The organism is Aminobacter sp. MSH1 (assembly GCF_003071665.1).
GTDB classification, from domain to species: Bacteria; Pseudomonadota; Alphaproteobacteria; order Rhizobiales; family Rhizobiaceae; genus Aminobacter; species Aminobacter niigataensis.
In genome coordinates this window covers 2,040,555-2,063,265 of record NZ_CP026265.1, presented here as the reverse complement: position 1 = coordinate 2,063,265, position 22,711 = coordinate 2,040,555, and the positions used below count along the sequence as shown (strand labels likewise).

Below are 22,711 nucleotides of genomic sequence, written 5' to 3'. Positions count from 1 at the left end.
CGCAGCTTTTTCCCCGGATTTGCAACCTTCGCAGCGGTTGACGCCATAGCGCTGTTATGTTGACGCGGCACCCATGACCGGCATACCCATGGACATCGGGGAATGCCGGAAAAAGAACGTCGGGGAACAACGGCTGCCCCATCAAATCAGGGAGGAATGCATGGCAGGGCTGCTCGCTCTATCCAGGGTCATTGACCGTATCAACGAGGCAATCGGAAAGATGGTCGCGTGGGCGATCCTTGTTGCCATCCTCGTCAGTGCGGGTAACGCGATCGTCCGCAAGGCGTTCAACATGTCGTCCAACTCCTGGCTGGAGCTGCAATGGTACCTGTTCGGCGCCGCCTTCATGCTGGCAGCCGCCTATACGCTCAAGCAGAACGAGCACATCCGCATCGACGTCGTCTACGGCATGTTCTCGCGCCGCGTGCAGCACTGGATCGACCTGCTCGGACACCTGCTGTTCCTGATGCCGTTCGTCCTCCTGATGATCTACTATTTCATCCCCTATGTGAGCCTGTCGTTCCGCTCGGGTGAAATGTCGTCGAGCGCCGGCGGCCTGATCCTGTGGCCGGCCAAGGCGCTGCTGCTGATCGGTTTCGTTCAGCTCGGCTTCCAGGGCATTTCGGAAATCATCAAGAAGGTCGCCATCATGCGCGGCGACATGGATGATCCCACCCCGTTCATCTCTGCCCACGAACAGGCGGAACTCGAAGGCAAGGCGCTCGCCGACGAGGTGCGCTCATGATCGAGTTCATCGCCCAGAACATGGCGCCGATCATGTTCTTTTCGCTGATCATCTTCATGCTGGTCGGTTACCCGGTCGCCTTCTCGCTCGCTGCCAACGGGCTGCTGTTCTTCCTGATCGGCGTGGAACTCGCGCCTTTCTCCAACGGCAGCATCAACCTGTCCTGGCCGCTTCTCTACGCCCTTCCGGAGCGCTTCTGGGGCGTGATGGCGAACGAGACTCTGCTGGCGATCCCGTTCTTCACCTTCATGGGCATCGTGCTCGAACGTTCGGGCATGGCCGAAGACCTGCTCGACACCATCGGCCAGCTGTTCGGACCGATCCGCGGCGGCCTTGCCTATGCGGTGATCTTCGTCGGCGCCCTGCTTGCAGCCACCACCGGCGTGGTTGCCGCCTCGGTCATCGCCATGGGCCTGATCTCGCTGCCGATCATGCTGCGCTACGGCTATGACCGCCGCCTTGCCTCCGGCGTCATCGCCGCGTCAGGCACGCTGGCGCAGATCATCCCGCCCTCGCTCGTGCTCATCGTGCTCGCCGACCAGCTCGGCCGCTCGGTCGGCGACATGTACAAGGGTGCGCTGATCCCCGGCCTGGTGCTGACCAGCCTCTACATGGGCTACATCCTGCTGATGTCGATCATCCGGCCGAAGGCGATGCCCGCACTGCCGCTCGAGGCCCGCACGCTCGGTCATGGCGTGACCTCGCTGTTCGTGGCGCTGCTGTTCGCCGCCGTGATCGCCTATGCCGCTCATGTCTATCTGTCGCCGACCCACGGCGCCAACGCCGACATCCTCGGCGCCTGTGTCGGCATCATCGTCATCTACATCGTGGCGATCGCCGACCGTAGCCTCAAGACCAACATGATGTCGCGGCTGGCCCAGCAGGTCATCATCGTGCTGATCCCGCCGCTGGCGCTGATCTTCCTTGTGCTCGGCACCATCTTCCTTGGCATTGCGACGCCGACGGAAGGCGGCGCGATGGGCTCGGTCGGAGCCCTGATCATGGCCGCGGCGAAGGGCAGGCTGTCCTTCGACGTGATAAAGCAGGCGCTGGCCTCGACCACGAGGCTGTCGTCCTTCGTCATCTTCATCCTGATCGGCGCGCGCGTCTTCTCGCTCACCTTCTACGGCGTCAACGGCCATCTCTGGGTCGAGCACCTGCTGGTGTCGCTGCCCGGCGGCGAGGTCGGCTTCCTGATCGCCGTCAACATACTGGTCTTCCTGCTCGCCTTCTTCCTCGATTTCTTCGAACTGGCCTTCATCGTCGTGCCGCTTCTGGCGCCTGCCGCCGACAAGCTCGGCATTGACCTGATCTGGTTCGGCGTCCTGTTGGGCGTCAACATGCAGACCAGCTTCATGCATCCGCCCTTCGGCTTCGCGCTGTTCTATCTGCGTTCGGTGGCAGCGCGCGTGCCCTATCTCGACAGGATCACCGGCAAGAACATCGAGCCGGTGACGACAGGGCAGATCTATTGGGGCGCAGTTCCCTTCGTCTGCATCCAGATCATCATGATCGGGCTGACCATCGCCTTCCCGCAGATGGTGATGCACTACAAGGGTCCGACGGTCGACCCGAGCAGCATCGAGATCAAGATGCCTGACATGCCCAGCCTGGATGGCGGGTTTGGGCTGCCGCCGCTCGGCGCTCCGCCTGCCGGCGGCACCGCTCCGGCAGCGCCGGGTACCGCGCCTGCCCAACCGGCAGCCCCGGCCCCCGACCTGTCCAAGCCGCCGAGCTTCAACTGAACCTGTCGGCAAGCAAAAAGGGCGCCCACGGGCGCCCTTTTTCGTTCCGGCCTTGGCCGCTGGCAAAGAAAAACCCCGGGGCGGCGCCCCGGGGTCTCTTCGCGAGTAGCGATCAGCTCAGAGTTTGCCGCCGCGCTGCTGTACCATCATGAAGGTGTCGTAGTTGTATTCGGCGACCTGCATGTTGAGGTAGTAATCCTTGCGGAAGGCCTTGATCGATTCCCAGGTCTTCTTGAATGTGGCGTTGCCCGCCTCGATCTCGGCATAGGTCTGGTTTGCCGCGTCGAAGGATGCCGACATGATCTCGGGGCTGAACGGACGCAGTTGGGCGCCGGCCGCAACGAGGCGTTTCAGAGCGGCCGTATTGAGCCAGTCGTAGGCGGAAAGCATGTTCGCGTCCGCCGCCTGGCAGGCCACCTTCAGCACCGACTGGTACTGCTTCGGCAGTTCCTCGAACTTGGCCTTGTTGAACAAAGAGTGCACGGTCGGACCGCCTTCCCACCAGCCGGGGTAGTAGTAGAACGGCGCGACCTTCACGAAGCCGAGCTTTTCGTCGTCGAACGGGCCGACGAATTCAGCAGCATCGATCGTGCCCTTTTCCAGGGCCGGGTAGATGTCGCCACCAGCGAGCTGCTGGGGAACGACGCCGAGGCGTTCGAGCACCTTGCCGGCAAACCCGCCGACGCGGAACTTGAGGCCCTGGAGATCGGCGACCGTGTTGATCTCCTTGCGGAACCAGCCGCCCATCTGGACGCCGGTGTTGCCGCTAGGGAAGCCGACGATGCCCTGCGTTCCCAGGAACTCATTGAAGAGATCGATGCCGCCGCCCTGATAGTGCCATGCGTTGATGCCGCGCGCGTTGAGCGAGAAGGGCACCGCCGAGCCGAGCGCCCAGGTCGGGTCCTTGCCCCAGAAATAGTAGCAGACCGTATGCGCCGCCTCGATCGTGCCGGCCGTTACAGCGTCTGCGACCTGCAGCGCGGGAACGATTTCGCCCGCAGCGAAAACCTGAATCTGAAAATTGCCGTCCGTGACTTCCGACACATACTTTGAAAGCGTCAGTGCCCCGCCGAAGATCGTGTCCGAAAGCGACTTCGGAAACGACGAGGCCAGGCGCCACGTAACCTTGGGATTGGACTGGGCAATTGCCGGTGCTGCAAGCGTCGCGGCAGCCGCCGCTGCCCCGACGCCGGTCGCGCCGGCCTTCCTGATAAATGAACGGCGATCCATCAAATTCCTCCCATGCTGAACCGAAAGAACCTATGCGACGCTGAGGAAATTGTTGGCCTCCCCCCACTACGCGCCCGCGACAATACACGGCGAAGGGTGCGAGTAAAGCGCGCCCGGCTGGGCACTCGAAGTTCGGCCTAGGAAAACGCTGCGGCAACCCAAGCATCTAAAACTATAGTCTAATCCCGATTTCGCGACGCATGACAGGCATGCAAACTTGTGTTGGAAAAGAGCCTTCGGATCGCCTATTTTATGGGCAAGGAAACCGCATGCTTCCCACAAGGATCTGAACCTCATCATGCACCAGCCGCTTGTCGCCGTGTCGACCGATGTCCGCCAGTTCGAGAACTACACCTGGCATGCGGCGCCCCAGCAATATCTGGAGGCGGCGATATCGGGCGCCGGCGTACTGCCGCTTCTTGTGCCGTCGTTCGGCGACCAGCTCGACTTCGACGAACTCCTGTCGTCTGTCGATGGCGTCATGCTGACCGGCTCCAAGTCGAACGTCGACCCGCGCCTTTACGGCGAGGAAGCGACCGAAGCCAACGGCCCCTACGACCCGGCGCGCGACTCAACCACCATGCCGCTGATCCGCAGGGCGATCGAGCGCGGCGTGCCGCTGCTCGCCATCTGCCGTGGCATCCAGGAACTCAACGTCGCTCTCGGCGGCAGCCTCGCCACCGAGATCCAGGAACGCGAAGGCTCGATGGATCACCGCGCCCCGGTGAGCGACATCCAGGACGAGCGTTTCGCCATCCGTCAGACGGTCACCATCAAGCCCGGCAGCTGCCTGGCTGGCGTGTTCGGCCCCGGCGACATCATGGTCAATTCGGTGCACCGCCAGGCGGTCGAGCGGCTCGGCCCGAAATTGCAGGTCGAGGCGGTGGCGCCGGACGGCACGGTGGAGGCGGTGTCCGTGCGCGACTCGCGCGCCTTCGCCGTCGGCGTGCAGTGGCACCCGGAATACTGGGTTGGTACGGACGACGTCTCGCAGCGCATCTTCAAGGCGTTCGGCGATGCCGTCCGTGCGCATGCCGTCGCACGCCATGCGGCAAGGACGGCGGCAGAGTAAGTTCTACGCCCCGGGGCAACTGTCCCAGCCGGTTTTCAAGTCCGCTCTTTGGGCTTTCCAGTCGACTGCCGGACGTGCAACTCCGGCTTGATCAGTTCCTGCGACGGCCGCACCGACTGGCCGTTGAGCTTGTCGAGCAGCGCACTGGCGGCGCGGCGGCCGACCTCGCGCTGGCCGTTCCACACCGTGGTTAGCGCCGGCGTTGCGATCTGTGCTTCCTCGAGGTCGTCATAACCGGTGACGGAGACGTCAATGCCCGGCACGAGCCCGGCGCGGGCGATGCCGTTCATCAGGCCGATGGCGACGAGGTCGTTCCAGCAGCAGGCGGCGGTCGGCTTGTCCTTGAGCGCCAGGAACTGCCCGGCCGCCTCGAAACCGCCCTGCTTGGTGCGCGGACCGGCGATACGCCACGACGGCAGCACTTCGAGCCCAGCCGCCTCCATCGCGTTGACATAACCCTGGTAGCGGTGACGGCCGGTCGATGTCTGGTCAGTGCCGCCGATCATGGCGATGCGCTTGTGCCCGAGCGAAATGAGGTGGTTGGTGGCGAGCGCGGTGCCATAGGCGTCGTCGCCCCGGAACACCGGTACTTCCGCGCCCTCGACCGATCGCGCGATCAGTACGGCAGGCAGGCCGTTTTCCTCGGCCATGATGATGTCTTCGGCCGGCGTGCCGATGGCTGGCGACATGATCACGCCGTCGGCGCCGAGCTGCAGCAACGTGTCGACGAAGGTGCGCTGCTTTTCGAGGTCGTCGTAGTGGTTTGAAAGGATAAAGGTCTGCCGGCTGCGGTCGAGCTCGCTCTCGATGGAGCGCAGGATCTCGGCGTAGAACGGATTCATGATGTCGTGGACGACGACGCCGACGATGCCGGAACGCGAGGTGCGCAGGCTGGCAGCGCGGCGATTGTAGATGTAGCCGATCTCGCGGGCGTGCTGCTTGATGCGGTCGCGGGTGGCGTCGGCGACGAGCGGGCTGTCCCGCAGCGCAAGCGACACGGTAGCGGTCGACACACCCAGCGCGTCGGCAATCGTCGAAAGCTTGATCTTCTGAGCCAGCGGGCCCTCCATCCGCAAGCGTGAACGGACGGTCTTTTAAACCGTTTAAAGCCGTATGCCATTGTTCAACGGCAAATCAAAGCTTTTTTGCCAGCTCCTCGGCTTCGGCATTGGGCGCGGCACGGTTCTTGACCCGCAACTTGTGCTCGCGGTGGATGATGTAGAGGCCACTGGCAACGATGATCGCAGCCCCCGCGAGGGTGTAGCGGTCGGGCAACTGGTCGAAGACCAGCCAGCCGAGGATGATCATCCACACCATTTGCAGATAGGGGTAAGGCGCAAGCGCCGTGGCTGTGGCGCGCTGATAGGCCTTGATCAGCAGCCAGTGGCCGAACCCGCCGAAGACTCCCAGGCCGAACAGCACCAGCCAGTCATAGAGATGGGCGGGCATCGAACCTGCCAGCGGCAGCGCCGGCAGCATGAAGATGGCGGGCACGACAGCCGAATAGAGGATCAGGCTCTCGGCCGTTTCGCGGCTGCCCATCTGCCGGGTCATAATGGTGTAGAGCGACGAACTCAGCATGGCGCAGATCGAAAACAGGTGGCCGATGCCGAAGCCGCCGAAACCCGGCCGGGTGATGACGATCACGCCGATGAACCCGACCGAGACGGCAAGCCAGCGCCGCCAGCCGGCCCACTCGCCGAGCAGCGGCCCGGCAAGCGCGGTGATGACCATCGGGCTGGCGAAATTGATCGACACCGTTTCGGCGAGTTGCAGTGTCTGCAGCGCCATGAAGTTGAAGATGGTCGAGCCGAACATGAACACGGCGCGCAGTATCTGCAGCCAGATGTTCTGCGGCACCAGGCGCTCGGGCCGCCGCCATGCCTTGAACAGCACCATGACGAGCATTGCATGGACCGCAAAACGCACCCAGGTGACGAAAGGGGCGGCCATGCCCGACGTCACCAGGTGCTTGGCGCTGGTGTCGAGGAAGGAAAAGACCAGGCCCGACGCGAATATCAGCAGGATCGCCGATGACGGCGTTGCAGTTTCTGCTGGTTTTTCAGGAGTCACGCTGGCAGGCCGGATGGAACGGAGGATCACTCGCTATTGCGCCAATAGGCGCCGCCCGGCAAGGCAAAACTCGTGTCTGCAGGCGACGAGGCGCCTATTCCGCCGCTTCGGCTTCCGTTTCTGGCTCCACCTCGGCCGTACCCTCGACATCGGCAGCCGCCTCTTCGTCGATGATCGTCAGGTCCGACAGATTGGCCTCGATGCGCAAGAGAAGCTTGGATAGCTGCTTCAGATCCTTCTTGTCGAAACCCTTGAGCGCCTGCTTTTCGGTCTTCTTGACCGACTTTTCGATGGCGCGGATGGCATCTTGGCCGGTTTCGGTGAGGAAAATGTGGGCCTGGCGGGCGTCGGTGTCCGAAGCGCGCTTTTCAAGAAAACCCTGCGCCTGCAGCCGGTTGATGGTCTTGGTGATCGTCGGCGGACGCACGCCCAGCCGCGAGGCGAGCTGGCCGGGAGTCTGGCCGTCGTCGTCGTGCAGCGACAGCATGATCTGGTCCTGGCCGGCATAGAATCCATGGGCAAGGAGCCGTGCGGCAAGCGAGGTGCGCGCTAGCCTGGCCACTTGGTGAAGCCGGCTCATCGCCGCGCCTTTGTTGGACTTGGACATCCGCCTCTCCTGCGCCACGCCCCCGTGCCGTACTGGCCGAGAATAGTTGCTGCGTAGCCCTTGGCAATCGACAGTGCGGGAGATTGTTGCCGTCTCACTTTGCCGGCAACCGACCTTCCGCATGAGCGCTATTGCCAGACGGATGTTACAGTTCGATGACAGATACCGTTCGCCGGCAAATTTCCGGGCAACGCAGCCTACGCTGCCCTTTTCACAGCGATGATCATCAGCGCCTCGTAGGCGGCAGCAGCCTCGCGCACCGCACTTTGCACGCCCTGGCCGGCGCGACGCAGGATGCCGTCGTCGGCATTCATCGTATCGCGCTCCCCGCTGCGCTGGTTGTAGGGCGCGACGGCGGTGAAGATGTGCTCGCTGAGATCGTCGGGAAAGAACATCTGGCCGGTCATCGCCCTGCCTTCGCTTGGAAACGCCTTGAAATGGATATGCGTGGTGCGGCCGCGATACCAGCCGGGATAGATGGTCTTGAAGGTGACGATGCCGTCCCTGCCGGTGCGCTGCCAGCCGCGGAGGAATTTTTCGCCCGTGGTGTCGACGTCGCGGCCGTCCCCCTGGCCGGGATAGCCCGAATAGTGGCCGGTCGCGTCGCAATGCCAGAGGTCGACGCGGGCGCCCTCGATCGGCACGCAAGCCTCGTCGACGACCTGCAGTTGCACGGTGAGCGCAACGCCCTTCCTGCCTTCGGTGATCTCGGCGCGTTCCAGCGCCGGATCGAAATAATAGGGACCTTCGGTCGTTTCCGGCGTGATCGAGCAGACGCCGGCCTCCGGCATCAGTAACGAGGCTCCGGATGCCGGCGTAGTTTGCTGCGCAAACAGCTGGACCGGCACCAGCGCGCTGCCGCTCGCGGTCACTGCGATGAGGCCAAGCGCCCGGCGGCGGCTCAGTCTGCTGGGAAAAGATGCTTTCGGCATCGATGCTGTCTCCGAAAATGGGGCGGCAAGCCCTTGCCCAGCCCTCAATCTAGGCACGTCCCGGCCACCGTCCCAATGAAACTTCCGTAATGTGCGCAACGCGCAGCCATGATGCCGTTTGAGACGTGCAAAAGCGTCTCCGGCATCCTATATGGAGCCTCTATTCGATCCCGAGGACGACCATGACCGAAGCTCAGACCCAAATCCCCGTCACCGTACTGACCGGCTATCTCGGCTCGGGCAAGACGACCCTGCTCAACCGCATCCTGTCGGAAAACCACGGCAAACGTTATGCGGTCATCGTCAACGAATTCGGCGAGATCGGCATCGACAACGACCTGATCGTGGAATCCGACGAGGAAATCTACGAGATGAACAATGGCTGCGTCTGCTGCACCGTGCGCGGCGACCTGATCCGCGTCGTCGAAGGCCTGATGCGCCGCCCCGGGCGCTTCGACGCCATCGTCGTCGAGACCACCGGCCTTGCCGACCCGGTCCCCGTCGCCCAGACCTTCTTCATGGACGAGGACGTTCGTTCCAAGACCAAGCTCGACGCCGTCGTCGCCCTGGTCGACGCCAAGCACCTGCCGCTCCGCCTCAAGGATTCTCGCGAGGCCGAGGACCAGATCGCTTTCGCCGACGTCGTCGTGCTCAACAAGACCGATCTTGTGAACGAGGATGAACTGCGCCAGGTCGAAGCCGCCATCCGCGCCATCAATCCTTCGGCCAGGATCCATCGCACCACCCGCGCCGGCGTGGCCCTCGACCAGGTGCTCGACCGCGGCGCCTTCGACCTCAAACGCGTGCTGGCCGACGACCCGCATTTCCTCGATGCCCACGATCATGACCACGACCACGATCACGAATGCGGCCCGGATTGCGGCCACGACCATCACCACCACGACCATGACCATCATCACCATGATCACGACCACCATGACCATGGCGCGGTGTCGCCGATCCATGACGTGACGGTGCAGTCGGTGTCGCTGCGCGGCGGCGAGATGGATTCCAAGAAATTCTTCCCCTGGATCGAGAAGATCACCCAGATGGAAGGCCCCAACATCCTGCGCCTCAAGGGCATCATCGCCATCAAGGACGACCCGGACCGCTATGTCATCCAGGGCGTGCACATGATCATCGAGGGCGACCACCAGCGCGCCTGGAAGGACGACGAGAAGCACGAGAGCCGGCTGGTGTTCATCGGCCGCGAGCTCGACGCCGAGCGCCTCAAGCGCAGCTTCGAGGCCTGCCAGGCGGCTTAAGCGCCAACGTGTCCACGGAATACCCTGCTCCTCATCCGCCTGACGGCACCCTCTCCCCGTAAACGGGGAGAGGGTAAGGGTAAGCGCAGCATAAATCTCGAATGGAATAGTCTCTATGCCCACAGTCGCGCCGCTTGATCTCGATGGCCATTGCATCGCAGCCGCCTTCCTCGACAACATTCCGTTTTTCGCGCTCGCCGAGGGCATGGTGCACTGGCTCGACCACGGCCAGAAGTCGATCAAGCTGCATGATGGCCTGCTGTCGGCGACGACCAACGCCGGCAACGATCAGCTGATCACTGGCGGCGAGGACGGCAAGGTGATGTCGCTAAGCTCGTCAGGCACCGCTGAAGAACTCGCCAGCGCCGGCAAGAAATGGGTGACCTCTGTCGCCTCGGGACCGCAGGGCGCCGTCGCTTATGCCAGCGGCCGCAATGCCTGGGTGCGCTTCGCCGACGGCAAGACCAAGGAATTCGCCCATCCGCGCTCGGTCGAAGGCATCGCGTTTTCACCGAAGGGCATGCGCATCGGCGTCGCCCGCTACAATGGCGCGACGCTGCATTTCCCCGCCGCCGACGGCACCCCGACCGAGTTGCAATGGGACGGCGCGCATACCGGCATCACCTTTTCGCCCGACGGCGCCTTCCTAGTCACCACGATGCAGGAAAACGCCCTGCATGGCTGGAAGCTGGTCGACGCCAAGCACATGCGCATGACCGGCTATCCCGCCAAGGTGAAAAGCCTGTCGTGGAGCGCCAAGGGCAAGTGGCTGGCGAGTTCCGGCGCGCCCGCGGCCATCGTCTGGCCGTTCACCGGCAAGGACGGCCCGATGGGCAAGGCGCCGCTGGAGCTAGGCACGCGCGGCAACACCATGGTGACGACGGTTTGCTGCCATCCGAGCGAGGACATCGTCGCCATCGGCTACGACGACGGCATGGTGATGGCTGTGCGTTTCGCCGATGCCAAGGAAGTGCTGTTGCGCCGCCCCGGCAAGGGCGCGATCACGGCAATGGCCTGGGACAAGGACGAACGCCGCCTCGCCTTCGGCAGTGCCGCCGGCGACTGCGGCGTCATCGACATCGCGGGCTAGAGCAATTCCAGGAAGAGTGTGAACCGGTTTTTCGTCCGGAATTGCGTCAAACGCTCTAAATTCAGCCTGCGCGTACCGCCCTGGCCGGCTTGCGGCGCAGCGCCAGGCCGTCGCGCATGTTGAGCGACAGGAGCGTTATGTTGGCGGCGCCGGCCGCCAGTTCGAGCGCCTGGACGGCGAAGAAGGCCGCATCGAATCGGCCAGTTTCGGCCCAGCCGGCGAGCACATAGGCCGACGGCAGGAGTACCAGAAGGCCGTTGGCGGCGACGATGCGCATCCGGCGCTTCTTCTGCTGCACCACCGGGCTCTTCCAGCCCCTGCCGAGCGAGAAGCCCGAGGCGCCGGCCACCATCATGGCCGGGATCAACACCACCATGCCGGCAAGTATGGCCGCCTTGACCGCGGCTATGGTTTCGGCGCTGCCGGTGAGTTCGGCCGCGGCCGTGGCAATCCAGAAGCAGGTGATCGTGAGCAAGGCGACCGCACCGGCCGCCGCATGGAGCTTCGCTTTCATCGTCGAGCCTCCGATTTGGATAGCAAGCTATATATCATTGCATAGCATGCTATTCAACAGCTATCTCTCAACCATGGCTTTCCAGAAAGAACGCTCGGCCGGCTATCTCGCAAACCAGATGGCGCGCCTGTTCGCCAAGGGCCTGCACGAGCGTATCCGGCCCCTCGGGCTGGCGCCGGCGCAGTTCATGACGCTGCTGGCGCTCTGGGACGAGGACGGGATTTCCCAGAGCGAACTGGTGCGGCGCCTCGACGTCGAGCAGGCCACCATGGCCAACACGTTGACCAGGATGGAGCGCGACGGGCTGATCGAGCGGCGCGCCAACCCCGACGATGGACGCTCGCAGGCCATCCACCTGACGCCGACGGCGAAAGCGCTGCGTGATCCCGCAACCCAGGCCGCCCGCGCGCAGAACGAGACAGCGCTCGCCGATTTCTCCGAAGGCGAACGCCAAGCATTCCTGGCGCTGATGCGGCGTGCCATCGCCGCCATGCACAAGGGTTGATTCGGGGAAAGGCGTTTCGCTGGCCTATTCGACCAGGCAGGTTGCGCGGCCGGTGAAGTTATAGGTCTTGCCGTCGCCGCCGGCAGCGCCCGTCATGTCGAAGACGGTGACAGAATACTGGCCGATATAGTCGCCCTCGTCGCCCGACCTTGTCCTGATCGTCACCTCGACATAGCCGTGCGGCTTGTCGCCGACGCGCTCGCGGTAGACCACCATGCGCAGCTCTTCGCCGTCGAGCCAGTATTGCGCGAGGTGCTCGCGCTCGAAGGTGATCTTGCGCAGGTCCGCCTCGACCGCCTTGTTGGCGATTTCGATCTGGCCGCGAAAATCGAAGACCGGACTGCCCATGCCGCGAGTGACGCCACTCTCGATGGTCAGTTTCACTGCCTCATCCTTGGCACCGCATGAAAGCCCGCCAGAGGCAACGGCCGGGCCCGCTGCAAGCAGGATCGACATAAGCGTCATCATAACACGCATCAGCATCCACCCCCAAAGCACAGTGTCATGATCGACGATGCGCCGGGATGGTCAAGGGCTGCGGGACTGCGCCAATCGACGCCGTGCGCACGGCCAATTGCCGTTTCGCGTCGGCTCTGGCTAGAGTGGCGCCCGTCTTTCCAATGGGAGCCATGATGAACCGCATCGAACGACCTGATGCCACCGAAGGCGGCGTAGCACTTTCGCGCATATCGGAGCTTGCTGCCGCCGAGGCCGAAATCTTCATCAGGGCGCGGCCGAGATCGCAAGCCTCCCTCGGCAACGGCGTGGCGGGCTTCTTCGGCGGCGTCCCGATGCACTGGATGAAGGACTGGCCGACGCCCTTCCCGATTCTCGTCGACAAGGCGAGCGGTGCTACCATCACCGATGTAGACGGCAACAGGCTGGCAGATTTCTGCCTTGGCGACACCGGCTCGATGTTCGGCCACTCCCCTGCCCCGGTCGCCCGCGCCATCCGCCGCCAGGCGAGCCGCGGCCTGACCTACATGCTGCCGTCGGAGGATTCGCTGACGGTCGGCCTGCTGCTCGCCGAGCGCTTCGGTCTGCCGCACTGGCAGATCGCCACCACGGCCACCGACGCCAACCGCTTCGCCCTGCGCGTCGCCCGCGCCGTCACCGGCCGCGACAAGATCCTGGTGTTCAACGGCTGCTACCATGGCGCCGTCGACGAGACGATGGTGCGGCTGGACAGCGGCAAGCCGATCAACCGCCCCGGCCTCGCGGGCGAATTCCGCGACCTCACCGCCCGCACCCGCATCGTCGAGTTCAACGACCTGCCGGCACTGGAAAAGGCGCTGAGCCATGGCGACGTCGCCTGCGTCATATCAGAACCGGTGCTGACCAATTCCTGCATGGTGCTGCCCGAACCCGGCTTCCTCGAAGGCGTGCGTGCACTCACCCGCAAGGCCGGCACGCTGCTGCTCATCGACGAGACCCACACCATCTCGACCGGCCCGGGGGGCTACACCAGGAAGCATGGCCTCGACCCCGACCTGTTCGTGCTCGGCAAGCCTGTCGCCGGCGGCGTGCCGGCGAGCGTCTGGGGCATGAGCGAGGAGGTCGCGGCCCGCTACGCTGCCTACAACAGCACCAAGCAGCCGGGCTATTCCGGCATGGGCACGACGCTGTCGGCCAATCCCCTGCAGTTCGCGGCGATGCGCGCCACGCTCGAAGAGGTCATGACCGAGGCCAACTACGCCCACATGGAGAAGCTGGCTGAACGGCTGGCCACCGGCCTCGACAAGGCCATCCGAAAACACAAGCTGCCTTGGCACGTGATGCGCGTCGGCGCCCGTGTCGAGTTCATCTGCGCTCCCGGCCCGCTGCGCAATGGCGGTGAGGCCGAGCATGCGCACGCCTCGCGGCTCGAAGCCGCCATGCATGTGGCGTTGGTCAATCGCGGCGTGCTGATCGCGCCGTTCCACAACATGATGCTGGTCTCGCCGGTCACCACGGCACGTCAGGTCGACAGGCTGGTTGCGGCTTTCGGCGATGTTGCCGCCACGCTTGCCGCATGAGACAAGGCATCAGGACAATTGAGTAAGATCATGACATCTCCTTCCGGCTCGAGCATCGACGAGGCCAGAGCCTTCCTCGACGCCAATCCCGACATCGAAGCCTTCGACATCGTGCTGACCGACGCCAATGGCGTCGGCCGCGGCAAGATCATCCGCCGCCACGAGTTGATGGGGCTCTACGAGGGCGGGCGGCACCTGCCGATCTCCATCCTCGGCCTCGACATCACCGGCGAGGACGTGCACGAAACCGGGCTGATCTGGGATTCCGGCGACGGCGACCTCAGGGCGTGGCCGATCCCGGGCACACTGAAGCCGATGCATGGCACGAGCCCTGCGCGCGGCCAGTTGCTGATGTCGATGTACCATCTCGACGGCGCGCCGATGACCTCGGACCCCAGGCTCGCGCTGCAGCGCCAGGTCGACAAGCTGGCAGCAAAGGGCCTGCATCCGGCCGGTGCCTTCGAGCTCGAGTTCTTCCTGCTTTCCAACGAACGCGACGGCGACGGCAAGGTCCAGCCGGCCCGCGCCGTGCTCGACGGCCGCGCCTCTGGCAAGACCGAGGTCTATTCGGTCGACCATCTGCACGGCATGGAGCCGCTGTTCTCCGACATCTATGCCGCGGCCAAGCTGCAGGGCATTCCGGCAGAAACTGTCATTTCGGAATACGCGCCGGGCCAGTACGAACTCACCCTGCGCTACCGCAAGGACGTGATGCAGGCCGCCGACGACCTGATCATGCTGAAGCGCATCGTCCGCATGCAGGCGCGCCGCCACGGCGTGACCGCGTGTTTCATGGCCAAGCCGATCGAGAAGTATGCCGGCTCGGGCATGCACTTCCACGCCTCGCTGCTCGACAGCAACGGCACCAACGTATTCACCGAAGCCAAAGAAGGCGAATGGCAGCCGAAGCTGCTGCACGCGCTCGGCGGCCTCGCCGACACCATGGCGGAGTCGATGCTGGTGTTTGCGCCGCACGCCAACTCCTGGCGCCGCTTCGTGTCGCAGTCCTACGCGCCGGTGGCGCCGACCTGGGGCGTCAACAACCGCTCGGTGGCGCTGCGCGTGCCTGCCGGCGACGCCAGGAACCGCCGCATCGAACACCGCCCCTCGGGTGTCGACGCCAATCCGTATCTGGTCGCAGCAACCATCCTCGCCGGCATCTCCAAGGGCTTGGAAGAACAGCTCGACCCCGGCCCCGAGACGTCAGGCAATGGCTATGAGCAGGCCGAAGGCAGCGAAAGCGTGATGCCGCCGGACTGGCGCACCGCGATCGAGGCGGCGAAGCGCTCGGAGTTCCTGCGCGAAGCGCTCGGCCACGACCTGCACCGCACCTTCACGGCAATCAAGGAAGCCGAGTACCTGCGCGTTGCCCGCACAGTCAGCGAATTGGACTACCACCTCTATTTGCACGAGGTGTGACCCCGCGGACCCGGATGGCGGACAACCACCGCCATCCAATCTCCATGGATCCGATCACATTTCGCCACATCGCGGCATAGGTTCTGGCATTATCAGACGAAAGAACATATCATGAACAAATGCCCATTCTTTCCACCCACGAGAAACTCGCGATCCTCTCCGACGCAGCGAAATACGACGCCTCCTGCGCCTCGTCGGGCGCCGGCGGGCGCGACTCGCTGGCGTCGCGCGGCATCGGCTCGACCGAAGGCATGGGCATCTGCCACTCCTATGCGCCCGACGGCCGCTGCATCTCGCTGCTCAAGATCCTGCTGACCAATTTCTGCATCTACGACTGCAGCTATTGCATCAACCGCTCGTCCTCCAATGTCCGCCGCGCCCGCTTCACGGTCGACGAGGTCGTGCGGCTGACCATGGACTTCTACAAGCGCAACTACATCGAGGGGCTGTTCCTGTCCTCCGGCGTCATCCGCTCGCCCGACGAGACGATGGGCGAGATGGTAGAGGTGGCCAGGCGGCTTAGGCTCGACGAGAAGTTCGGCGGTTACATCCATCTCAAGACGATCCCGGAAGCCTCTGCCGAGCTGGTCGAGAAGGCCGGCCTCTATGCCGATCGCCTGTCGATCAATGTCGAGCTGCCGACCGACGAGGGCGTGAAACGACTGGCGCCGGAGAAGCGGCCCGAGACGATTCGTGTCTCGATGGCCAGGCTGCGCTCGAAGATCGAGGAAAAGGCGGAACCGACGCTGCGGACCAAGAAGCGCGAACGGTTCGCACCCGGTGGCCAGTCGACCCAGATGATCATCGGCGCTGACGCCACGCCCGACGCCGGCATCCTCAAGACCAGCGCCCGGCTCTATGGCAGCTACCAGCTGCGCCGCGTCTATTACTCGGCCTTCAGCCCGATCCCCGATGCCTCGTCGGCGCTGCCGCTGAAAAGGCCGCCGCTGATGCGCGAACACCGGCTCTACCAGGCCGACTGGCTGATGCGCTTTTACGGCTTCGACCAAGGCGAGATTCTCGACGGCACGACGGACGGCATGCTCGACATGGAAATCGACCCCAAGCTCGCCTGGGCCCTTCGTAACCGCGCTTTGTTTCCGGTCGACATCAACCGAGCCGAAAGGGAGACGCTGCTGCGCATTCCCGGGCTCGGCACGCGGGTGGTCAAGCGTATCCTAGAGACACGCCGCTTCCGGCGACTGCGCCTCGAGGACATCGGCAGGCTTTGCCAGTCCATCGCCAAGGTCCGTCCGTTCATCGTCGCCGAAGGCTGGTCGCCTGGTGCGTCGACCGATGCCGCGCGCCTGCGCGAGACGGTGGCGCCACAACCCCGGCAACTGGCGCTGTTCTGATGGCCATCCAGCCCGCATTCGCGCTCGCCGCCCACAGCGTGCGCCTCGCCAGCCCGACAGATTTCGACCGCTGGCGCGATGCGGCGCGCCGGCTGGCCCTCAACGAGGTGAAGCCCGAGGATATCGAATGGCATATCGAAGGCGCGGGAGGTACCGGCACGGGCTTACCACCAGCGCCCGTGGGCGTCGAACTGCGGGTTGCCAAGGACTTCATCGACCGCGCGGCTGCCGTCGCCTGCCACAGCCACAGTGAGCGCTTCGCCCTGCTCTATCGCCTGCTGTGGCGGCAGCGTAGCGAGCCGCATCTACTCCACATCGCCTCCGACCCCGACGTGCGCCGTTTCGAGGCGATGGAGAAGGCTGTCAGGCGCGACGAGCACAAGATGCATGCCTTCGTGCGCTTCCGGAAGATTGGCGACGGCGACGACGAGCGCTTCGTCGCCTGGTTCGAGCCCGACCACTTCATCCTCGAACTGGCCGCACCGTTCTTCGTGCGCCGTTTCACCGGCATGCACTGGGCAATCCTGACGCCACACGGCTCGGCCGAATGGGACCGCGAAAGGCTGGCGCTCGGACCCGGCGCGTCGAAGGACGACGCGCCCGCCGCCGACCAGTCCGAGGAGATGTGGCGGACCTACTTCGCCAGCATCTTCAATCCGGCGCGCCTTAAAGTGAAAGCGATGCAATCGGAGATGCCGAAGAAATACTGGCGGAACCTTCCCGAGGCCTCGCTCATTCCCGGTTTGGTGGCCGGCGCCGACCGGGCCGCCAGGGAGATGATCGCGAGGATGCCGACCATGCCAGCTCCGCATCACCAGGCGATACAGGCCAGGCATTGGCCGGCTGCGGAAGTACCGACGGAGACTGAGGCTCAATCCATCGATGCCCTGCGCCAGCAGGCGAGCCAGTGCCGGCGCTGCCCGCTGTGGAGCGAAGCGACCCAGACGGTTTTCGGCGAAGGCCCCGACGATGCCGAACTGGTGTTTGTCGGCGAGCAGCCCGGCGACCAGGAAGATCTTCAAGGCCGGCCCTTCGTCGGCCCCGCCGGCCAGATCTTCGACGCGGTACTCGGTAAGGCAGGCATCGACCGCTCGGCGGTCTACGTCACCAATGCCGTGAAGCACTTCAAGTTCGAACCGCGCGGCAAGCGCCGCATCCACAGCAAGCCGAATGCCGGCGAGGTGCAGGCCTGTCGCTGGTGGCTGGCGCAGGAACTCAAGCTGCTGAAACCTCGACTGGTGGTGGCGCTCGGCGCCACCGCGGCCCAGTCACTGCTGGAGGCACCGGTGGCGATCACCAGGCAGCGCGGCCAGACGATCACCCGCGACGACGGTCTCGCCGTATTCCTGACGATCCACCCGTCCTACATCCTGCGCATCCGCGACCCGCAGGAGGCAGCAGCCGAGCGTGTCCGCTTTGCCGAGGACATCAGGACGGTGCGCGCGATGATGGCTGCCTGATCTATCTGACCAGGATCGCCCTGAGATCGTTAACGTTCGTGCCGGTCGGCCCGGGGACAAAAAGATCGCCCACCGCGTTGAACGCCGTCCAGGCGTTGTTGCCGGCGAGCATCGCCTTGGCATCGACGCCTTCGCCGTGCATCCGCGCCACGGTCGAGCCGTCGGCGAAGGCACCGGCATTGTCTTCCGAGCCGTCGATGCCGTCGGTATCGGCGGCCAGCGCGTCGATGCCCGTCAGCCCGTCAATGCCGATGGCGAAGGCGAGCAGGAATTCGCTGTTGCGGCCGCCCTTGCCCTTGGCACGCAGTGTGACGGTGGTCTCGCCGCCCGATAGGATCAGCACTGGCTTGTTGAACGGACGGTTGCGCACGGCGACCTCGCGGGCGATCGCTGCGTGCACGCCACCAACTTCGCGCGCCTCGCCTTCGATCGCGTCGGACAGGATCACCGTTTCGACCCCGAGCCTGCGGGCCGCTGCGGCGGCCGCGTCGAGCGACACGGCGGCCGAGGCGATGACATGCACCTCGTTGCGGGCAAAGCGCGGATCGGAAGGCTGGGGAGCGTCGGCGGCTGCCGAGTTGATGTGGGCCATGACGTTGGCCGGCAGCGCGATCCTGTAGGTCTCGATCATCCTAAGCGCGTCCGCGCGTGACGCCTCGTCGGGCACCGTCGGCCCCGAGGCAACCAGCGCCGGATTGTCGCCGGGAATGTCGGACACCACCAGCGAGACTACGCGTGCCGGCCACGCGGCGGCGGCCAGCCTGCCGCCCTTGATGCCGGAGATGTGCTTGCGGATGGTGTTCATCGCCGAGATCGGTGCGCCCGAAGCGAGCAGCGCCTCGTTGACGGCAATCTCGTCGGCGAGCGTCAGATTGCCAGCCGGCGATGGCAGCAAGGCCGAACCGCCACCCGAGACCAGCGCCACGACGAGGTCGTCCTCGGACAGGCCCGAAACCTTCTCGAGCAGGAGCTTCGAGGCCTCAAGGCCGTTTGCATCGGGCACGGGATGCGACGCCTCGATGATCCTGATGCGCTCGCAGGGTGCCGCAAACCCGTAGCGCGTGACGACGACGCCTTCCAAGGGGCCGTCCCATGCTTTTTCGAAGGCGGCGGCCATTTGAGCCGAACCCTTGCCGGCACCGATGACGATGGTGCGGCCCTTGGGCTTTTCCGGCAGGTGGCGGCGGATGGTGAGTTCCGGGTCGGCGGCCGCGACGGCGGCCTCGAAAATGCTGGTGAGAAACTGCTTCGGGTCGGTCATGGCCATCGGTACGCTCAAACTCTCTCAGCTGCTCGAAACGGGGGGCAAGGCAAGCTCGTCGCCGGGGATGCCAAGGTGGGCGCAGAGTGCCGCGACCACCACCTCATGATCCTGACGCTCGGGCAGGCCCGAAACGGCAATGGCGCCTACGACGCCAACGCCTTTGACGCGGATCGGAAAGCCGCCACCGGCCAGCACATAGTCGTCGATCGGCAGCGCATCGCCGACGGGAAAGGTGCGGTCCGTCCGCGACTTTTGCAGCACCATGCGATAGCTGCTGCGGTGGAAGGTCCTGACGACGTTGATCTTGCGCCGCGCCCATTCGGTATTGTTGACCGTCGAGCCGGGCAGCGCGCAGTAGAACAGTGCGCGGTCCCACAGGCGAATGTAGACGATGATGGGGAAGTTTTCCGACAGGCCGCGCGCCCGGATGGCCGCGCCGATGTCGAACGCCACGGCCTCGTCGAAGCGCTCGAAGACCAGTCGGTCCTCCTGCTCGGCGATCTTGTCCAGATCCTCGGCTGCTGCCATCGTCCGTTCCTCCATCAGACACGGCTCACATGGCAGACACAGGCGGAGGACGCAAGGTCAGGCGGCTTGATCCATCGTCGTCTTGGCGGCTTTGCCCGCGACATAAACCTCCACCACGGCGCGGTCGTCGCCCAGCGTTTGCAGCAGGAACAGCTCTTCGGCCAGTGTGCCGGTGCGTTCCATCCTCAGCCGCATGCCCGGCGTGGCGCGCGCATTGAGCACCACGATGTCGGCGTCGGTGCCGACTTCGAGGGTACCCACCTTGTCCGAAATCGACAGCGATTCGGCATTGCCGCGCGTCAGCTGCCAGTAGGAGGCCAGCGGGTTGAGCTTCTCGCCATTGAGCGCGATGACCTTGTAGGCCTCGTCCATCGTGCGCAGCATCGAATAGTTGGTACCGCCGCCGACGTCGGTTGCGGTGGCGATGCGCAGCGGCTTGTCGCGCTTGCGATAGCGCTGGTAGTCGAACAGGCCCGAGCCGAGGAACAGGTTGGAGGTCGGGCAGAACACGGCGATCGAGCCATGGTCGGAAATCGAGTCGGATTCGCGCTCGCCGAGATGGATGCAGTGGCCGAGCAGCGTGCGTTTGCCGAGCAGGCCGTAGTGTTCGTAGACATCGGTGTAATCGCGCGACCAGGGATAGAGCTCCTGGGTGAAGGCGATCTCGGCGTGGTTTTCCGACAGATGCGTCTGGATGTGCAGGTCGGGATGCTCGCGCGCCAGTTGCCCCGCCATCTCCATCTGCTCGGGCGTCGACGTGATGGCGAAGCGCGGCGTGATGGCATAATGCTGGCGGCCCTTGCCGTGCCACTCGGCAATCAGCGCCTTGGTGTCGTCATAGCTCGCCTGCGGCGTGTCGAGCACACCGTCCGGCGCGTTGCGGTCCATCATCACCTTGCCGGCGATGTTGAGCATGTTGCGGTCGTGCGATTCGGCGAAGAACGCCTCGGCCGACTGCTTGTGCACGGAGCAATAGGCAGCGACCGTCGTCGTGCCGTGGCGCACCATCTCGTCAAGGAACAGCCGCGCGATACGGCGGCCATGCTGGGCATCGATGAAGCGGGTTTCCTCGGGGAACGTGTACTTGTTCAGCCATTCCAGCAGCTCGGCGCCATAGGCGGCGATGATCTGCATCTGCGGGATGTGGACATGGGCGTCGATGAAGCCGGGCAGGATCAGGTGCGGCCGATGGTCGATGACCTTGACGTCGCCGCCGGCCTGGGCCGCGACCTGGGCATAGGCGCCGACAGCGGCAATCTTGCCGTCGCGCATCAGCACCGCGCCGTCTTCCTCATAGGCATAGGACGCATGGTCGTCGGCGCTGTCGGGCCAGCGCAGGAAGGACAAGGTACGGCCGCGAAGAAGTGTGGTGGTCATGATCGGACTCTACAAGCTTTCTGGCGTGGCGAAACCGCGGCTGTCGCCGCGCGTCGAAATGGGCGCGATGACGCGCCCTGTACCTGCAATCTGCGTATCGCGGTCTTATTGCTGGAGCATGATCCTGCCCGAAAACCGGGTTCCGTTTTTCGGAATCATGCACCAGGCGCTACTTCCGCGCCTGCTCGTACCAGGCAACCAGCAACGCCCGCTCTTCCGGCGTGATCTGGGTGACGTTTGCGGGCGGCATGGCGTGGCTGCGGCCGGCCTGCAGGTAGATCTCGCGGGCATGCTCGGCGATCGAATTGTCGGTCTCCAGCACCACGCCCTTGGGCGCATGATAGACGCCCTCGTAGGACGGCTCCTGGGCATGGCACATGGCGCAGCGGCCGAGCACGGTATCGCGCACCTTCGGAAACTGCGCCGCCGCGATATAGGGCTGGGTGGTGACGGAAGCGTTCTTGTCCTCGCCGGTCAGCACCTTCGGCACGGTCGACAGCCACATGATGACGATGAACAGCAGGCCGGCGACGAACCAGGTCCAGTGCGGATTGCCCTCGCGCTTGTGGATGGTGTTGAAGTAGTGGCGGATCAGCACGCCGATGATGAAGATCAGCGAGGCGATGACCCAGTTGAACTCGGTGCCGAACGCCAGCGGATAGTGATTCGACAGCATCAGGAACACGACCGGCAGGGTCAGGTAGTTGTTGTGCGTCGAGCGCGTCTTGGCGATCTTGCCGTATTTCGGATCGGGTTTGCGGCCGGCAATGAGGTCGGCGACGACGATCTTCTGGTTCGGGATGATGGTCATGAAGACGTTGGCCGACATGATCGTCGCGGTGAAGGCGCCGAGATGCAGGAAGGCCGCGCGGCCGGTGAACAGCTGCGTGTAGCCCCAGCTCATGAACACCACGACGACATAGAGCACGATCATCAGCAGCGTGTCGTGATCGCCGAGCTTCGACTTGCACAGGAGGTCGTATACCACCCAGCCAAGGCCTATCGAGGCGAGCGAAATGGCGATAGCCACCGGCGCCGACACGTCGAGCACATTGCGGTCGATCAGGAACAGCTCGGCACCGCCATAGTAGACGATCCAGAGCAGCGCGAAGCCAGACAGCCAAGTGGCATAGGATTCCCACTTGAACCAGGTCAGGTGCTCCGGCATCTGCGCCGGCGCCACCAGGTATTTCTGGATGTGGTAGAAGCCGCCGCCATGGACCTGCCATTCTTCGCCATGGGCGCCGACCGGCAGTCCGTCATGCTTCCTCAGCCCGAGATCGAGGGCGATGAAATAGAACGATGAGCCTATCCAGGCCATCGCGGTGACGACATGCAGCCACCGCACGGCGAAGCTTGCCCAGTCCATGAAAAATGCCAAGTCGTACATCCGCCGTCCCTTTTCCGCAGCAGCAGCAATCTTACGATGCCAAATGCACGGGGGAAGTGAAAGGATTCGCGATGACTTTCAAAAAAATCTGGAAAATACTACCGTATCGCGGCACGGCATAAGCC

Annotated in this window: 21 protein-coding genes; 10 read left to right on the top strand and 11 right to left on the bottom strand. The window is 64.3% G+C overall.

Annotated features, from left to right (window positions below; translation table 11 throughout):
- Nucleotides 1–160: 160 nt before the first annotated feature.
- The gene (locus tag CO731_RS10300) at nt 161–745 is read left to right on the top strand and encodes a TRAP transporter small permease subunit (RefSeq protein ID WP_108607012.1); all 585 of its coding nucleotides are present in this window, start codon (nt 161–163) and stop codon (nt 743–745) included.
- Nucleotides 742–2,490 carry a TRAP transporter large permease subunit gene (locus CO731_RS10295; protein ID WP_108607011.1) on the top strand — a complete coding sequence of 583 codons (1,749 nt, stop codon included), beginning with the start codon at nt 742–744 and terminating at the stop codon, nt 2,488–2,490. The genes CO731_RS10300 and CO731_RS10295 overlap by 4 nt, the downstream gene beginning before the upstream one ends.
- Before the next feature lie 117 nt (nt 2,491–2,607).
- Here the strand turns inward: CO731_RS10295 and CO731_RS10290 are convergent, their stop codons facing one another.
- Complete coding sequence (locus CO731_RS10290) at nt 2,608–3,720, bottom strand: TRAP transporter substrate-binding protein (protein ID WP_108607010.1); 1,113 nt, start codon at nt 3,718–3,720, stop codon at nt 2,608–2,610.
- Between the two features lie 298 nt (nt 3,721–4,018).
- Here CO731_RS10290 and CO731_RS10285 point away from each other — a divergent pair, with 298 nt between their 5' ends.
- The gene (locus CO731_RS10285) at nt 4,019–4,792 is read left to right on the top strand and encodes a gamma-glutamyl-gamma-aminobutyrate hydrolase family protein (protein WP_108607009.1); all 774 of its coding nucleotides are present in this window, start codon (nt 4,019–4,021) and stop codon (nt 4,790–4,792) included.
- 35 nt (nt 4,793–4,827) lie between these two features.
- On the opposite strand, the gene CO731_RS10280 is transcribed toward CO731_RS10285, so the two are convergent.
- From CO731_RS10280 to CO731_RS10265, 4 genes are all read right to left on the bottom strand, one after another.
- Nucleotides 4,828–5,862: a LacI family DNA-binding transcriptional regulator gene (locus tag CO731_RS10280; protein ID WP_108607008.1), complete on the bottom strand. Its 1,035-nt coding sequence runs from the start codon at nt 5,860–5,862 to the stop codon at nt 4,828–4,830.
- Between the two features lie 64 nt (nt 5,863–5,926).
- On the bottom strand, nt 5,927–6,865 hold the full coding sequence (locus CO731_RS10275) for a DMT family transporter (protein ID WP_108609744.1): 939 nt from the start codon (nt 6,863–6,865) through the stop codon (nt 5,927–5,929).
- 94 nt (nt 6,866–6,959) lie between these two features.
- A complete protein-coding gene (locus tag CO731_RS10270; protein ID WP_108607007.1) occupies nt 6,960–7,472 on the bottom strand; it encodes a MarR family transcriptional regulator in 513 nt (170 codons plus the stop codon).
- A gap of 197 nt (nt 7,473–7,669) precedes the next feature.
- Nucleotides 7,670–8,404, bottom strand: coding sequence for an intradiol ring-cleavage dioxygenase (locus CO731_RS10265; RefSeq protein WP_108607006.1), 735 nt, complete (start codon nt 8,402–8,404; stop codon nt 7,670–7,672).
- A gap of 182 nt (nt 8,405–8,586) precedes the next feature.
- On the opposite strand from CO731_RS10265, the gene CO731_RS10260 reads away from it, so the two are divergent.
- Nucleotides 8,587–9,669: a GTP-binding protein gene (locus tag CO731_RS10260; RefSeq protein WP_108607005.1), complete on the top strand. Its 1,083-nt coding sequence runs from the start codon at nt 8,587–8,589 to the stop codon at nt 9,667–9,669.
- 115 nt (nt 9,670–9,784) lie between these two features.
- Nucleotides 9,785–10,759, top strand: a complete 975-nt coding sequence (locus CO731_RS10255; RefSeq protein WP_108607004.1) for a WD40 repeat domain-containing protein — start codon at nt 9,785–9,787, stop codon at nt 10,757–10,759.
- Between the two features lie 61 nt (nt 10,760–10,820).
- Here the strand turns inward: CO731_RS10255 and CO731_RS10250 are convergent, their stop codons facing one another.
- On the bottom strand, nt 10,821–11,273 hold the full coding sequence (locus CO731_RS10250) for a hypothetical protein (protein WP_108607003.1): 453 nt from the start codon (nt 11,271–11,273) through the stop codon (nt 10,821–10,823).
- A gap of 73 nt (nt 11,274–11,346) precedes the next feature.
- On the opposite strand from CO731_RS10250, the gene CO731_RS10245 reads away from it, so the two are divergent.
- Nucleotides 11,347–11,778, top strand: coding sequence for a MarR family transcriptional regulator (locus CO731_RS10245; RefSeq protein WP_108609743.1), 432 nt, complete (start codon nt 11,347–11,349; stop codon nt 11,776–11,778).
- A gap of 24 nt (nt 11,779–11,802) precedes the next feature.
- Here the strand turns inward: CO731_RS10245 and CO731_RS10240 are convergent, their stop codons facing one another.
- Nucleotides 11,803–12,255 (bottom strand): hypothetical protein, encoded by a 453-nt coding sequence (locus CO731_RS10240; RefSeq protein WP_159091616.1) that lies wholly within the window; start codon nt 12,253–12,255, stop codon nt 11,803–11,805.
- Nucleotides 12,256–12,410: 155 nt separating this feature from the next.
- On the opposite strand from CO731_RS10240, the gene CO731_RS10235 reads away from it, so the two are divergent.
- From CO731_RS10235 to CO731_RS10220, 4 genes are all read left to right on the top strand, one after another.
- Nucleotides 12,411–13,793, top strand: a complete 1,383-nt coding sequence (locus tag CO731_RS10235; RefSeq protein ID WP_108609742.1) for an aspartate aminotransferase family protein — start codon at nt 12,411–12,413, stop codon at nt 13,791–13,793.
- A gap of 30 nt (nt 13,794–13,823) precedes the next feature.
- Nucleotides 13,824–15,212 carry a glutamine synthetase family protein gene (locus CO731_RS10230; protein ID WP_108607001.1) on the top strand — a complete coding sequence of 463 codons (1,389 nt, stop codon included), beginning with the start codon at nt 13,824–13,826 and terminating at the stop codon, nt 15,210–15,212.
- 119 nt (nt 15,213–15,331) lie between these two features.
- Entirely contained in the window at nt 15,332–16,567 is a 1,236-nt protein-coding gene (locus CO731_RS10225) for a putative DNA modification/repair radical SAM protein (protein ID WP_108607000.1), read from the top strand.
- Nucleotides 16,567–18,027: a UdgX family uracil-DNA binding protein gene (locus CO731_RS10220; protein ID WP_108606999.1), complete on the top strand. Its 1,461-nt coding sequence runs from the start codon at nt 16,567–16,569 to the stop codon at nt 18,025–18,027. The genes CO731_RS10225 and CO731_RS10220 overlap by 1 nt, the downstream gene beginning before the upstream one ends.
- 1 nt (nt 18,028) lies before the next feature.
- Here CO731_RS10220 and CO731_RS10215 read toward each other — a convergent pair whose 3' ends face one another.
- From CO731_RS10215 to CO731_RS10200, 4 genes are all read right to left on the bottom strand, one after another.
- The gene (locus CO731_RS10215; RefSeq protein ID WP_108606998.1) at nt 18,029–19,294 is read right to left on the bottom strand and encodes a glycerate kinase; all 1,266 of its coding nucleotides are present in this window, start codon (nt 19,292–19,294) and stop codon (nt 18,029–18,031) included.
- Nucleotides 19,295–19,312: 18 nt separating this feature from the next.
- The gene (locus CO731_RS10210) at nt 19,313–19,819 is read right to left on the bottom strand and encodes a heme-degrading domain-containing protein (protein ID WP_108609741.1); all 507 of its coding nucleotides are present in this window, start codon (nt 19,817–19,819) and stop codon (nt 19,313–19,315) included.
- A 57-nt stretch (nt 19,820–19,876) separates the two neighbouring features.
- A complete protein-coding gene (gene guaD, locus CO731_RS10205; RefSeq protein WP_108606997.1) occupies nt 19,877–21,196 on the bottom strand; it encodes a guanine deaminase in 1,320 nt (439 codons plus the stop codon).
- Between the two features lie 169 nt (nt 21,197–21,365).
- Complete coding sequence (locus CO731_RS10200; RefSeq protein ID WP_108606996.1) at nt 21,366–22,586, bottom strand: urate hydroxylase PuuD; 1,221 nt, start codon at nt 22,584–22,586, stop codon at nt 21,366–21,368.
- Between the last annotated feature and the right edge of the window lie 125 nt (nt 22,587–22,711).